The following is a 12,575-nucleotide window of genomic DNA, read 5'->3' as shown; positions in this document are numbered from 1 at the left end:
CTCCCCCGCCACGGCAACCCGCATAGCAATGCGCGTGCGGACTTGCATCGCCGCCCGTTTCGGGGCAGCGGGTCGGCCATGAAGACATTCGAAGAGATGATCGAAGGCTATCGCGGTTTTCGCGAGGGCGATTGGCTCACCCAGCGCGAGCGCTGGAAGGAACTGGCAGAGGGCCAGTCCCCCCAGGTCATGGTCATCTCCTGCTCGGACAGTCGGGTCGATCCGGCGCAGATCCTCGGCGCGGCGCCCGGGGAGATTTTCGCGGTTCGCAATGTCGCGGCGATGGTCCCGCCGTATGAGACCACACCAGGCCAGCACGGCGTTTCGGCTGCGGTCGAATTCGCGGTACAATTCCTGAAAGTGCGTGAAATCCTCGTGATGGGTCACGGTGCATGCGGCGGCTGTAAGGCAGCCCTGACACGTGCGCTGCATGGTAACGAGCCGGGAGAAGGTGGCTTCGTCGCCCACTGGGTATCGATGCTGGACGAAACGCGCGATGCGGTTTGCGCGGAACATGGTAGCGAAGGCGCCGAGGCCGAGCTCGCCATGGAGTTGGCCGCCGTTCGCAAGAGCCTCGAGAACCTGCGCAGTTTCCCTTTCGTCGCCGAAAAGGAACAGGCAGGGGAGCTGACGCTGCACGGCGCGCATTTTGCCATTGCGGACGGCATTCTGCGCACGCTCGACGAGGACAGCGGCGAGTTCTCCGCCGCAGGCTGACTTGCACTGCGGATGATTGATCGTCATGGGTCGGGCCATGTCCGATAGTGATCTCAAGAACATCGCGCTGCTGATCGACGCAGACAACACCACGCCCAAGGGCATCGACCCGGTGCTGACCGTCATGGCCGAGCTGGGCCAGGTCAACATCAAACGGGCCTATGGGAATTTCGCGAAAAACAACCTCTCCAAATGGGGAGAGATCACGCACAAATACGGCATCCAGCCCCAGCAGCAATTCGACCTGACCGCGGGCAAGAACGCCACCGACATGGCGATGACGATCGACGCGATCGACCTGCTCTATCAGGGCAAGGTCGACGGCTTCGGTATCATGAGCTCGGATAGCGACTTCACCCCGCTGGTCACGCGCCTTCGCCAGGATGGCCTTGTGGTCTACGGCTTCGGCAGCACCAAGAAGACCCCTGCCGCCTTCAAGAGCGCCTGCACCCGGTTCATCGACATAGACGCGTTGATCAAGGGTGCTTCCGACGAAACCGAAGTTCCCAAGACTCCGGCTGCGGCCGAAAAAGCCGCGATCGACGAGGAACTCGTCGAACTGCTCGGCACGGCGTGGAAGGCTGCCAAGCGCGACGACCAGGGTTTCGCCTCGCTCAGCGAGGTGGGCAATATTGCCGGTAACCGCTCCAGCTTCGACGTTCGCAACTACGGCTTCAAGCGCCTGTCCGACCTGTTCGAATCGCTCGACCAGTTCCAGGTCGAACGCCGCGACAACAATCACCTCTACGTCAAACGACTTCGCTGACGAAAAAGGGCGCGAACCGCAGTTCGCGCCCTTCCCGATCTTCAGAACTGAAGCGTCTTACATCGTCGCAGCGGTCGCCTTCTGGTTCGCATAAATGGCCCAGAGATTGGCAATCGGTTTGCGCGCCCCTTCGACCTTGTTGAAGGTGGCTTCGGCCTCGGCATACTTACCCTGGTCGAACTGCGCGATTCCCAACCGGGTCGTCACCATCGGCGCATTGACGCTCGGCATGTTCAACGCCTTGGCGTAGAAGGATTCGGCGTCCGCCGGACGACCGAGAGCGAGCAGGGTATCCCCGGCTGCCAAAACGGTAGCCAGTGTGGCCCCCGCCTTGTTCGCATCGGCCATCAGCTTTTCGATATCGGCACGGTCGGTCGCCGCGCGTTCGGCAGCCTGACGGCGCGTATCGGTGACATACGGATCGGTCTTGTCGAGTTTGCCCTTGGCATAGCCTTCGTCAATCACCGTCACGACTTCGGCGGGAAGGCGGCGATAGTCCGCAGCGTCGACATATTCCAGATAAAGCTTGCTGTCGCGCAGGACCCCAACACGCTTTCCGAGCCGCAGGAGGTCGAGGATCTCAGGATTCTGGTATCCGCCCGTGTTGAGCAGGATGGCAACGGCGTCACCCCAGCTGTCCTCGCCCGGATACTGCTTGACGTACCAACTCGAATACTTGTTCGCTTCGGCATTCAGATTGTTGTTGTACGCCTGCGCCAGACCCCGCTTCAGCCATGCCTCATCCACGGTTTCACCGGCGGCCACCTTGGCGTTGATAAGGTCGGTGAGATAGGTCAGGCCCTGCCGGACCTTGTCCTCGGCGAAATAGCTTTCAGCAACGAAGATAAGTGGGTCAGTGTCGGTGTAGCCGGCATCGGCAGCCGCCTGAAAATAGGGGCGAGCCTTGGCGTAGTCGTTGGCCGCATAGGCCAGCTGGCCGGCGACGAAATTGAACTGGCCGACATTTTCTGCCGGGACCTTGCCGCTCTTCAGCATCAGTTCCATGCCCTGAAGTGCCATGGCCTGGTCCTGCTGCTTGGCAGCGTTCGAATAGATGAAACTACCGGCCGCATAGCGATCGTCGTCAGTCACGAGTGCGGCGAGCAGCGTCGGGAAACCTGCCTTGAGCGCGGCATAGTCCAACGGCTCGGCTTTCGCGAGCTCCTCAAGCGGCTTGTACGCTGCAACGAATGCCGGCGAGTAAGTCGGCTTGGCCTTCTTTTCCTTCTTTGCTGCGTGCGCCGGGGCGTCGAGCATCGCCGTACCGGCCACGCCGCCAGCCGCCAGGGCCAGGGCGAGAGCGAAGGTCGAAGCTGCGCCATTCTTGCGGGCAAGACGGGTGAAAATCATGTGATAGGCTCCCAAGAGTGGAAAGGGGTCTGAGCGCACCGAGCGCCGTTAGGAAATTGGCTGGGCGGCACATGCCGCGTGTCGGCTCTCATTGCAAATTCTTCTATGGAATTGCGGCTTAACGCGCTTTGAATGTACATCCTGCCGACCGTTCATGCTTTCCATCGCAAGGCGGAGCACCCATATGTGGAAAAAGCGCGTGAAACGGGGCTTTGGTTCCCCGTTCGAGTGGCTCTTTTTCCCTCCATCGCCTAGGCTCGCGCCGATCAGAACATAAGCAGTTCGTAGCACGGAATTATACGTTTTGCCCGACGATACCGACATTCTGGATACCCCCGCCCCGGGCGGACACGATTACGCACGCATCGACATCGTCGATGAGATGAAGACCAGCTATCTCGATTACGCGATGAGCGTGATCGTCAGCCGCGCGCTGCCCGATGTGCGCGACGGCCTGAAGCCGGTCCACCGCCGCATCCTTTTCGCCAGCCAGGAAGGCGGCTTCGTCGCCGGACGTCCCTATCGCAAGAGCGCGAAGATCGTCGGCGACGTGATGGGTAACTATCACCCGCATGGCGACGCTGCGATCTACGACGCGCTTGCGCGTATGACGCAGGACTGGTCGCTGCGCGTGCCGCTGGTCGACGGCCAAGGCAATTTCGGCTCGATGGACCCCGATCCGCCAGCATCGATGCGCTACACCGAAGCGCGCCTCGCCCGGGTGGCCAATGCCCTGCTCGACGATCTCGACAAGGATACGGTCGACTTCACCGACAACTACGACGGCTCGCGACAGGAGCCGACCGTTCTCCCTGCCCGCTTTCCCAATCTGCTGGTCAATGGCGCGGGCGGGATCGCGGTGGGCATGGCGACCAATATCCCGCCGCACAATCTCGGCGAAGTGATCGACGGCTGCCTCGCCTTTATCGAGAACCCGGCAATCACATCGGAAGAGCTGTTCGAGATCATTCCCGGCCCGGACTTTCCGACCGCCCCGCTGATCCTCGGCAAATCGGGTGCACGCGCCGCCTACACAACCGGCCGCGGCTCGGTGCTGATGCGCGCGCGCCACGAGGTTGAGACCAAGGGCAACCGCCAATCGATCGTGCTCACCTCGATCCCCTATCAGGTCGGCAAGAGCGGCCTGGTCGAGAAGATCGCCGAGGCGGCGAAGGAAAAGCGGATCGAGGGAATCTCCGACATCCGCGACGAATCGAGCCGCGAAGGCGTGCGCGTCGTCGTCGACCTGAAGCGCGATGCCTCGCCCGAAATCGTGCTCAATCAGATCTGGCGCTACAGCCCGGCACAGGCAAGCTTCCCGGCAAACATGCTGGCGATCCGAGGCGGCCGGCCGGAAGTGCTGACCCTGCGCGATTTCATCCAGGCCTTCATCGGCTTCCGCGAAGAAGTCATTACGCGGCGGACCAAGTTCGAACTCAACAAGGCGCGCGAGCGTGCGCATATCTTGCTCGGCCTCGTGGTCGCCGTTTCGAACCTCGACGAGGTCGTGGCGATGATCCGTGGCTCGTCCAACCCGGCCGATGCCCGGGCCAAGCTGCTCGCCAAGGAATGGCCGATTGGCGACATCGCGCAGTATATCGCGCTGGTCGAGGCGATCGAGCCGACCGATGAACAATCGGGCGGTACCTATCGCCTGTCCGAACGCCAGGTGAAGGCGATCCTCGACCTGCGCCTCCACCGTCTCACCGCGCTGGGGCGTGACGAGATCGGCGACGAGCTCAAGGAATTGAGCCTGGCGATCGAGGAATATCTCTCGATCCTTGCCGACCGGGTGAAGCTCTACGGCGTGATGCGCGAAGAGCTTGAGGAAATCCGCAACACCTACGCCACCCCGCGCATAACCGAGATCGCCCCCGCCTGGGACGGGATCGAGGACGAGGACCTGATCGAGCGCGAGGAGATGGTCGTCACCGTCACCCACGGCGGCTACATCAAACGCACTCCGCTCGATGCCTTCCGCGCGCAGAACCGAGGCGGCAAGGGCCGCAGCGGCATGGCGACCAAGGACGAGGACGCCGTGGTCGAGATGTTCGTCACCTCGACCCATAACCCGGTGCTGTTCTTCACCAACACCGGTCGCGTCTACCGGATGAAGGTGTGGAAACTGCCCGAAGGCGGGCCGCAGACCAAGGGCCGTCCGATGGTCAATTTGCTGCCGCTGGGCGATGAGGAGCGCGTGACCAACGTGCTTCCGCTCCCCGAGGACGAGGACGAATGGGCGAAGCTCAACATCGTCTTTGCTACCGAGCAGGGCATGGTCCGCCGCAATTCGATGGACGCCTTCACCAATGTGCCCTCCAACGGCAAATACGCCATGGGCTTCGTCGAGGGCAGCGGCGACCGCTTGATCGGCGTGCGCCTGCTGACCGAGGACCAAGAGATCTTCCTCGCCTCTGATGCCGGCAAGGCGATCCGCTTCTCAGCCACCGATGCGCGCGAGACCAAGAGCCGCACCGGTATCGGCGTGCGAGGCATGAAGCTCAAGGACGGGCAGAAGGTCGTCTCGATGGCGGTTCTCGACGGTGGCGCATGGACGACCGAAGACCGCGATGCCTATCTGCGCGCGGCGCCGTGGAAGGACAATGATGCCGAACCCACTCTCGCGGCCGAGACCGTCGTAGAGATGGCCGAAGCGGAAGAATTCGTCCTCACATTGACGGCCAACGGCTACGGCAAAATATCGTCTGCCTATGAATACCGCACGATCGGGCGCGGCGGGCAGGGTCTCACCAATATCGGCACGCCCGAAAGCAATCCCGGCCGCAACGGGCCCGTGGTCGCCAGTTTCCCCGTTCGCCACGGATCGCAGCTCATGCTGGTTACCGACCAGGCGAAGCTGATCCGCATGCCGATCGATTTCCGTCACCTGCTCGAAGGAGAAGACCCCGGCGGCTTCCGCATCATCGGACGCGGATCGGCAGGCGTACGCATCTTCAATGTCGCCAAGGGCGAACAGGTCGTCGGCGCGGCGCTGATCGACGAATCCGAAGAGCCGGAGAACGAGGCCGAGGAAGCCGTGGCGGATGAGATCGCCTCTCACGGTGGCAGCCTCAATCCGACCACGCCGCATACGACGGCGCATTCGGACAGGAACATCGACGGGGAACCAGGCGGATGAGCCTGAAGGTCGAGCCCAGCGGTCGGGCGTGCGGTGCACGCGTGACCGGGCTCGACCTCTCGCAACCGGTGTCTCCTGACCTCGCACGCGAAGTTCGCGCGATCTGGCTCGAGCACAAGGTTCTCGCATTTCCCGAACAGCACGTGGACGACGACGCGCTCGAGGCCTTCACGCTCGCCATGGGTGGCTTCGGCGAGGACCCCTTCTTTGCGCCGATAGAGGGGCGCGAGCATATCGCTGCGATCCTGCGTGAGGCGGACGAGGAAACGCCGCTCTTCGCCGAGAACTGGCACAGCGACTGGAGCTTCCTGGAACATCCTCCCGCGGGGACCTGCCTAATGGCTGTCGATATCCCTCCGCACGGTGGTGACACGCTGTTCGCCGATCAAGGGGCGGCGTTCGCTGCGCTGCCCGAGGGGCGGAAAGATCACCTGCGTGGCCTGACCGCGATCCATAGCGCCAAGCTCGCCTATGCGCCCGACGGCACCTATGGCGAGCGCGACACGGGCCGCACGATGGCGATCCGGCCGGACGAGAGCGCCCGGGCCAAACAGATGCATCCGCTGGTCCAGCGGCATCCTGAAACGGGTGTTGAATGCCTCTATTCGACGATCGGCTACATCATCGGGATCGAGGGCATGGAGCAGGCCGAGGCGATCGCGCTGCTGGCCGATCTGGCGCAATGGCAGACACGCGAAGAGTTCGTCTATCGCCAGCGATGGGAACCCGGCATGCTGGTGATGTGGGACAACCGCTCGGTGCTGCACAAGGCGAGCGGCGGTTACGAGGGCTACCGCCGCGAATTGCACCGCACGACGATTGCCGCCTGGAAGGGCTAGGCCGCGGAGCGCGTCACGCTTTTACGCAGCGTCTGCACGACCCCCACGGCGATGAGGAACTGCGCCCCGTAGTAAAGCGGCCAAATGAGCCACGACGTGATTGTCTCGGGAATGACCGATGCCTCGCGCGCAAAGATCAGCAGATCGCTGACGACGAACATGACCGCCCCCATTCCCACCCGGTACCGCGGAAAATGACTGGTCCATGCCGCGGCGGCCATCGCTCCGACGATCGCAGAGTAAGCGGTCGCGACGATCCAGTTGTCGAGACCATAGGTCATCATAGCAGCAATAGCTGGGGTAAAGATCAGCAGCGCGGCGCCAGCAAGCACTTGGCTTGGCGTCGTTTTCTTACGCGGATTGCGCAGGTAGAGAGCGATGGCGACGAAATGCCCGAGGGCGAACAGGCCGCCCCCGATCAGGAAGCTGATTTCGAGCGCGATGTCGCCGAGCGCTCCGAATGCCAGAACCGCTGCGATCAGGAGGCCGTCCATCCCCCGTCCCCTGAATGCCGCGTAGATCGCCAGGAAGCCGACACCAGCACCCTTCCACAGCATCAACCACACGCCGCCGATCGGATCGTCGGACACGAAGAAATAGCTCACGCCCGCAATCAGGCTGGCGAGCAGCCAGGGGCGGTGTTTGGCAAGCGCACGACGAGGCATCGCGCGACGCTAGGCCTTGTCGAAGCCCCCATGCAAGCACTAGGGCGCGCGCGATGACCCACGATATCCACATCATTGGCGGCGGCCTGGCTGGCAGCGAAGCCGCCTGGCAGCTCGCCACGCGCGGCTTCAAGGTGCGCCTTTCGGAAATGCGCGGCAGCGGCGAAATGACCCCCGCCCACCAGACCGACGGCCTTGCCGAACTGGTCTGCTCGAACAGTTTCCGCTCGGACGACGACACCAAGAACGCTGTCGGCCTGCTGCATCACGAAATGCGGCGCCTCGACAGCCTGATCATGCGCGCGGGCGAAGTCGCGCGCGTGCCCGCGGGATCGGCCATGGCGGTCGATCGCGATGTCTTTTCGGCCGAAGTCCAGCGCACGCTCGAGGCCCATCCCAATGTCACCGTGGTGCGCGAGAGGGTCGATGCCTTGCCTGCTGCGGGTCCGGCGATCGTCGCCACGGGCCCGCTGACCGCACAGGCGCTCGCCGACAGTATCGTCGCGGCGACCGGGCAGGACCGGCTCGCCTTCTTCGACGCCATCGCGCCAATCGTTCACCACGACAGCATCGACATGTCGAAATGTTGGATCCAGAGCCGCTGGAACAAGCGCACCGAAGCCTCGAACGAGGGCGGCGACTACATCAACTGTCCGATGACCAAGGAGCAATACCTCGCATTCCACCAGGGTTTGATGGATGGCGAGAAGACCGAATTTCGCGAGTGGGAGGCGGACACGCCTTATTTCGACGGCTGCATGCCGATCGAGGTTATGGCCGCGCGCGGCGTCGAAACACTTCGCTATGGGCCGATGAAAGGTGTCGGGCTCGACAACCCCTTCGACACCTCCGAGGAATTCCCGCAGGGTCGCTGGCCCTATGCGGTCGTCCAGCTCCGGCAGGACAACAAGCTCGGCACGCTGTGGAACATGGTCGGCTTCCAGACCAAGCTCAAATACGGCGCACAGATCGAACTGTTCCGTACGATCCCAGGATTGGAAAATGCCGAATTCGCGCGGCTCGGCGGATTGCATCGCAACACCTTCATCAATTCGCCGCTAGTGCTCGACCGGCAACTGCGGCTGAAAGGCGGCGAACATGTCCGCTTCGCCGGCCAGATTACCGGCTGCGAAGGCTATGTCGAAAGCTCCGCTGTCGGACTCATGGCGGGATTGATGGCGGCTGCGGAGCTGGGCGGTCGCGACTGGACACCGCCACCCCGCACGAGTGCATTCGGGGCGCTGCTTTCGCACATCACCGGCGATGCCGAAGCGGAGACCTTCCAGCCCATGAACGTCAATTTCGGCCTCTTCCCGCCGCTGCACGAGGTCGGCAAGAAGGTCCGCAAGGAAGCCTATACCAACCGCGCCAAGGCCGACTTCGGCGAATGGCTGGCGCAGGCCGAACTCACCGCCGCCTAACAGGCGCAGCGCGGCTTCTTCTTAGGTTTCGGGGCGGTCGTGGCAAATTCCGCGGGGCTCAGCTGGTTGTCGCCATCGGCATCGGCACCTTCGAATTTCTCGACCGTGGCTACCGCCCATTCCTCGAAATCGAGCAGATTGTTGCCATCCTTGTCGAGCTTGCGGAAGCCGTCGCTCCGCGTCGAAAGCATCTCGGTGCGGGTGATCCGCCAGTCGCGATTGCGATCGTAGCGGAAGAAACGCCGCTGCTCCTTGGTGAGTTCGGTCGCCTCGGGCGGCGCGGGGCCCACTGCGTCGCCCGCGTCGGAAGGCGGAATTTCGGCCTCGGCTGCCGGCGCTTCGACGGGCTGCGGTGGCGGCGCACCGCGCTCGATTTCGGCCCGGCCCTGCCACCAGAAGGCGCCCAGCCCCACCAGCGCCAGCGCAACTACGGCTCCAAGCACAATCCGGTTCATGGGCCACCCTCCCTCGCCCGCATGTAGATAGCCTAGCGCCCGAAAAGCCCCAATCGCAAGGCAATGAACGGGCTAAGGCGGTCACCCACGAGCGGGCACCCTCCCAGACGAAGCGAACGGCGGGCAAGTCCTCCGATGACCGACAAGGGTCGCAAGCTCCGCGGCAGGCGTAAACTGTCCTGCGCGAACTCGACTGCATCGTCGAGTGCAGCGCTGCGTTCGCCCGGTTCCTGCGCATGAATGGCGAGGTCTGCGAGCGCCCAAAGCGTTCCGGCGCATTGGGCCTCGCGCGCGGCGGAGGGGCTCCCGGCCCGATCGGCCAGCGCCCGCGCAAGGCTCGCCCGCCCTGCGATAAAGGAAGCCCGGTCGGTCCCGCTCAAAGGTCTGGGAGAGAGCAAGGCTTCCCATCCGTCGACGAGTTCGCGCAGCGCACTCTCACCGCCCTCCCACTTCCTGCCTATGAGATCGAGCAGCGGGTCGCCCTCCGGCCGCTTGGTCACAGGCTGACCGAACTGGTCCCGCCACCAGGCAAGCCGCATCTGGCCGAGCATCGGCTCGCTCGCGCCGAGCACCATCCGGCCGATGCGTCCATCCAGTGCGAAGGCAGCCAGCCACAGATCGCGGTTGCGGCCCGCGCTCGCCAATGCGATGCGCGATACCTCGGGGCATTCCTCGATCAGTTCGGTACGCTCCACTGCAGCGCCCTCCCCGTCAATCGCGGTAGCAGACCTTCTTCGCCGCCGCGACAATCCGCGGCGTGTCGATCAGCGCCAGCTTTTCGAGATTGGCAGCATAGGGCAGCGGCACGTCCTCGTCGCACACGCGGGTGACCGGCGCATCGAGATGGTCGAAGCCCTCCTCCATGCAAATCGCGATCACTTCGGACGCGATCGAGCAGGTCGGCCAGCCCTCTTCGGCAACCACAAGCCGGTTTGTCTTGGCGAGCGAGGTGAGGATCGCCTCCTTGTCGAGCGGGCGCAGCGTGCGCAGGTCGATGACTTCGGCTTCGATGCCTTCGCCCGCCAGCTCCTCCGCCGCTTCGAGCGCCAGCCCGACGGCGATCGAATAGGCGACGATCGTGACGTTCGCACCTTCGCGCATGATCCGGGCCTTGCCGATGGGCAAAACGTAATCCTCGATGTCGGGGACATCGAAACTGCGGCCATAGACGAGCTCGTTCTCGAGGAAGACCACCGGGTCCTCGCTGCGGATCGCTGCCTTCATCAGGCCCTTGGCATCGGCCGCGTCATAGGGCGCGATGACGATCAGGCCGGGGACGCTGGCGTACCATGGACCGTAGTTCTGGCTGTGCTGCGCGCCGACGCGGCTCGCCGCGCCGTTGGGACCGCGGAAGACCACCGGGCAGCGCATCTGGCCACCCGACATGTAATTGGTCTTGGCCGCCGAATTGATGATGTGGTCGATCGCCTGCATGGCGAAGTTGAAGGTCATGAATTCGACGATCGGGCGCAACCCGCCCATCGCCGCGCCCGTGCCGATGCCGGCAAAGCCGTACTCGGTGATCGGCGTGTCGATCACGCGCTTCGGCCCGAATTCGTCAAGCAGGCCTTGCGTCACCTTGTAGGCGCCCTGGTACTGGGCGACCTCCTCGCCCATCACGAAGACGCGTTCGTCCTTGCGCATCTCCTCGGCCATGCCGTCGCGCAGGGCTTCGCGCACACTGGTCGAAGTGTAGCTGGTGCCTTCGGGCACGTCCGGGTCCTTCACATCGGTCTTGCGTGCGGGCTTGGTGATCTCCGCTTCGCTCGGCTCGCGACCAACGTCCTTGCCCTCGCCCGGCACGTCTTCCGGGGATCCGGACTGGGCGGGAGCCTCGATATCGGCGGCATCCTCACCTTCGCCGGCGAGCATGGCGATCACGGTGCCCACTTTCACGCCTTCGGTGCCTTCCTCGACAAGGATCTTCCCGAGCGTGCCCTCGTCGACCGCTTCGAATTCCATCGTCGCCTTGTCGGTCTCGATCTCGGCGATGATGTCGCCCGCGACGATCTCGTCACCTTCGGACTTGAGCCACTTGGCGAGCGTGCCCTCTTCCATGGTCGGCGACAGCGCGGGCATCTTGAGTTCGATAGCCATGGCTCAGTACTCCCCCACCAGAATATCGGTGTAGAGTTCGGATGCCTCGGGTTCGGGCGAACTCTCGGCGAAGTCGGCTGCCTCGGTCACAGTCTTGCGAATATCCTTGTCGATGGCCTTGAGCTCTTCCTCGGTCGAACCGTTCTCGAGCAGAGCTTTCTTGAGGCCCTCGATCGGGTCCTTGTGCTCGCGCACATCCTGCACTTCCTCGCGCGTGCGGTACTTGGCTGGATCGGACATCGAGTGGCCGCGATAGCGGTAGGTATTGCATTCCATCAGCACCGGCCCCTTGCCTTCACGCACGTGCTTGAACGCGATCTCGGCGGCCTGGCGCACTTCGAGCACGTCCATTCCGTTCACGTCCATTCCCGGGATGCGGAAGGCGGTGCCGCGGCGGTGGAACTCGGTTTCGGCCGAACTGCGGCCGACGGCCGTGCCCATGGCATACTGGTTGTTCTCGACCACGAAGACGATCGGCAGCTTCCACAGCGCCGCCATGTTCATCGTCTCGTAGACCTGGCCCTGGTTGGCCGCGCCGTCGCCGAAATAGGCGAGGCACAGCCCGCCGTCATTGTTGTACTGATGCGCAAGCGCGAGCCCGCCGCCGAGCGCCACCTGCGCGCCGACGATGCCGTGCCCGCCGTAGAACTTGTGCTCGGTCGAGAACATGTGCATCGACCCGCCCTTGCCCTTCGAGATGCCGGCTTCGCGGCCGGTCAGTTCGGCCATGATCACCTTGGGATCGATGCCATAGGCGAGCATGTGACCATGGTCGCGATATCCGGTGATGACGCTGTCCTTGTCGCCGTCGAGCGCCGACTGGAGGCCGATCGCCACCGCTTCCTGACCGATGTAGAGGTGGCAGAAACCGCCGATCAGGCCGAGGCCATAGAGCTGCCCTGCCCGTTCCTCGAACCTCCGGATGAGCAGCATCTGCTCGTAGAAATGGAGCATCTGCTCCTTGCTCGCATCGAAGCGTTTGTTCTTCTCGAGCGCCTCCTGCAGCGAATGGAGGACGAAATCACTGTCCTCCGCAGGCGACTGTGCGGGCTTTTTCTTGCTCCGGGGGGCTTTGGCCAAGACTTTTGTCCTTGTTCTTCCGGGGAGGAATATCGGGAGCGCCTAT

Annotated in this window: 11 protein-coding genes; 5 read left to right on the top strand and 6 right to left on the bottom strand. The window is 63.5% G+C overall.

Annotated features, from left to right (window positions below):
* The first annotated feature begins 78 nt into the window (after positions 1–78).
* On the top strand, positions 79–717 hold the full coding sequence (locus ACEQZ0_RS02790) for a carbonic anhydrase (protein ID WP_370188190.1): 639 nt from the start codon (positions 79–81) through the stop codon (positions 715–717).
* A 37-nt stretch (positions 718–754) separates the two neighbouring features.
* The gene (locus tag ACEQZ0_RS02785) at positions 755–1,483 is read left to right on the top strand and encodes an NYN domain-containing protein (protein ID WP_370188188.1); all 729 of its coding nucleotides are present in this window, start codon (positions 755–757) and stop codon (positions 1,481–1,483) included.
* 57 nt (positions 1,484–1,540) lie between these two features.
* Here ACEQZ0_RS02785 and ACEQZ0_RS02780 read toward each other — a convergent pair whose 3' ends face one another.
* The gene (locus ACEQZ0_RS02780; protein ID WP_370188186.1) at positions 1,541–2,833 is read right to left on the bottom strand and encodes a hypothetical protein; all 1,293 of its coding nucleotides are present in this window, start codon (positions 2,831–2,833) and stop codon (positions 1,541–1,543) included.
* Positions 2,834–3,137: 304 nt separating this feature from the next.
* Here ACEQZ0_RS02780 and gyrA point away from each other — a divergent pair, with 304 nt between their 5' ends.
* Positions 3,138–5,972: a DNA gyrase subunit A gene (gene gyrA, locus ACEQZ0_RS02775; protein ID WP_370188185.1), complete on the top strand. Its 2,835-nt coding sequence runs from the start codon at positions 3,138–3,140 to the stop codon at positions 5,970–5,972.
* Positions 5,969–6,811 carry a TauD/TfdA dioxygenase family protein gene (locus tag ACEQZ0_RS02770; protein ID WP_370188184.1) on the top strand — a complete coding sequence of 281 codons (843 nt, stop codon included), beginning with the start codon at positions 5,969–5,971 and terminating at the stop codon, positions 6,809–6,811. The genes gyrA and ACEQZ0_RS02770 overlap by 4 nt, the downstream gene beginning before the upstream one ends.
* Here ACEQZ0_RS02770 and ACEQZ0_RS02765 read toward each other — a convergent pair.
* Positions 6,808–7,476: a lysoplasmalogenase family protein gene (locus ACEQZ0_RS02765; RefSeq protein ID WP_370188181.1), complete on the bottom strand. Its 669-nt coding sequence runs from the start codon at positions 7,474–7,476 to the stop codon at positions 6,808–6,810. The two genes, ACEQZ0_RS02770 and ACEQZ0_RS02765, sit on opposite strands and share 4 nt — an antisense overlap.
* A gap of 53 nt (positions 7,477–7,529) precedes the next feature.
* Between ACEQZ0_RS02765 and trmFO the strand changes: the two genes are divergently transcribed.
* Entirely contained in the window at positions 7,530–8,897 is a 1,368-nt protein-coding gene (gene trmFO, locus ACEQZ0_RS02760) for a methylenetetrahydrofolate--tRNA-(uracil(54)-C(5))-methyltransferase (FADH(2)-oxidizing) TrmFO (RefSeq protein ID WP_370188179.1), read from the top strand.
* On the opposite strand, the gene ACEQZ0_RS02755 is transcribed toward trmFO, so the two are convergent.
* Genes ACEQZ0_RS02755 through pdhA form a run of 4 tightly spaced genes read right to left on the bottom strand, consistent with a single transcriptional unit; the run spans position 8,894 to position 12,529 of the window.
* Positions 8,894–9,352: a hypothetical protein gene (locus ACEQZ0_RS02755; RefSeq protein ID WP_370188177.1), complete on the bottom strand. Its 459-nt coding sequence runs from the start codon at positions 9,350–9,352 to the stop codon at positions 8,894–8,896. The two genes, trmFO and ACEQZ0_RS02755, sit on opposite strands and share 4 nt — an antisense overlap.
* Before the next feature lie 32 nt (positions 9,353–9,384).
* Entirely contained in the window at positions 9,385–10,047 is a 663-nt protein-coding gene (locus tag ACEQZ0_RS02750) for a hypothetical protein (RefSeq protein WP_370188175.1), read from the bottom strand.
* A gap of 16 nt (positions 10,048–10,063) precedes the next feature.
* Positions 10,064–11,449, bottom strand: a complete 1,386-nt coding sequence (locus ACEQZ0_RS02745; RefSeq protein ID WP_370188172.1) for a pyruvate dehydrogenase complex E1 component subunit beta — start codon at positions 11,447–11,449, stop codon at positions 10,064–10,066.
* Positions 11,450–11,452: 3 nt separating this feature from the next.
* Positions 11,453–12,529 carry a pyruvate dehydrogenase (acetyl-transferring) E1 component subunit alpha gene (gene pdhA, locus ACEQZ0_RS02740; protein WP_370188170.1) on the bottom strand — a complete coding sequence of 359 codons (1,077 nt, stop codon included), beginning with the start codon at positions 12,527–12,529 and terminating at the stop codon, positions 11,453–11,455.
* Positions 12,530–12,575: the final 46 nt, after the last annotated feature.

The organism is Qipengyuania sp. (assembly GCF_964227205.1).
Classification (GTDB): Bacteria; Pseudomonadota; Alphaproteobacteria; order Sphingomonadales; family Sphingomonadaceae; genus Qipengyuania.
Note: the sequence above shows the minus strand (reverse complement) of the source record. Positions and strands in the feature narration are given on the sequence as shown.

Bases quoted from the DNA above. Each gene is read 5' to 3' on its own strand.
- ACEQZ0_RS02765 (WP_370188181.1), bottom strand. From the start codon at position 7,476: ATGCCTCGTCGTGCGCTTGCCAAACACCGCCCCTGGCTGCTCGCCAGC.
- ACEQZ0_RS02770 (WP_370188184.1), top strand. From the start codon at position 5,969: ATGAGCCTGAAGGTCGAGCCCAGCGGTCGGGCGTGCGGTGCACGCGTG.
- trmFO (WP_370188179.1), top strand. From the start codon at position 7,530: ATGACCCACGATATCCACATCATTGGCGGCGGCCTGGCTGGCAGCGAA.
- ACEQZ0_RS02755 (WP_370188177.1), bottom strand. From the start codon at position 9,352: ATGAACCGGATTGTGCTTGGAGCCGTAGTTGCGCTGGCGCTGGTGGGG.
- ACEQZ0_RS02745 (WP_370188172.1), bottom strand. From the start codon at position 11,449: ATGGCTATCGAACTCAAGATGCCCGCGCTGTCGCCGACCATGGAAGAG.
- ACEQZ0_RS02780 (WP_370188186.1), bottom strand. From the start codon at position 2,833: ATGATTTTCACCCGTCTTGCCCGCAAGAATGGCGCAGCTTCGACCTTC.
- ACEQZ0_RS02790 (WP_370188190.1), top strand. From the start codon at position 79: ATGAAGACATTCGAAGAGATGATCGAAGGCTATCGCGGTTTTCGCGAG.
- ACEQZ0_RS02785 (WP_370188188.1), top strand. From the start codon at position 755: ATGTCCGATAGTGATCTCAAGAACATCGCGCTGCTGATCGACGCAGAC.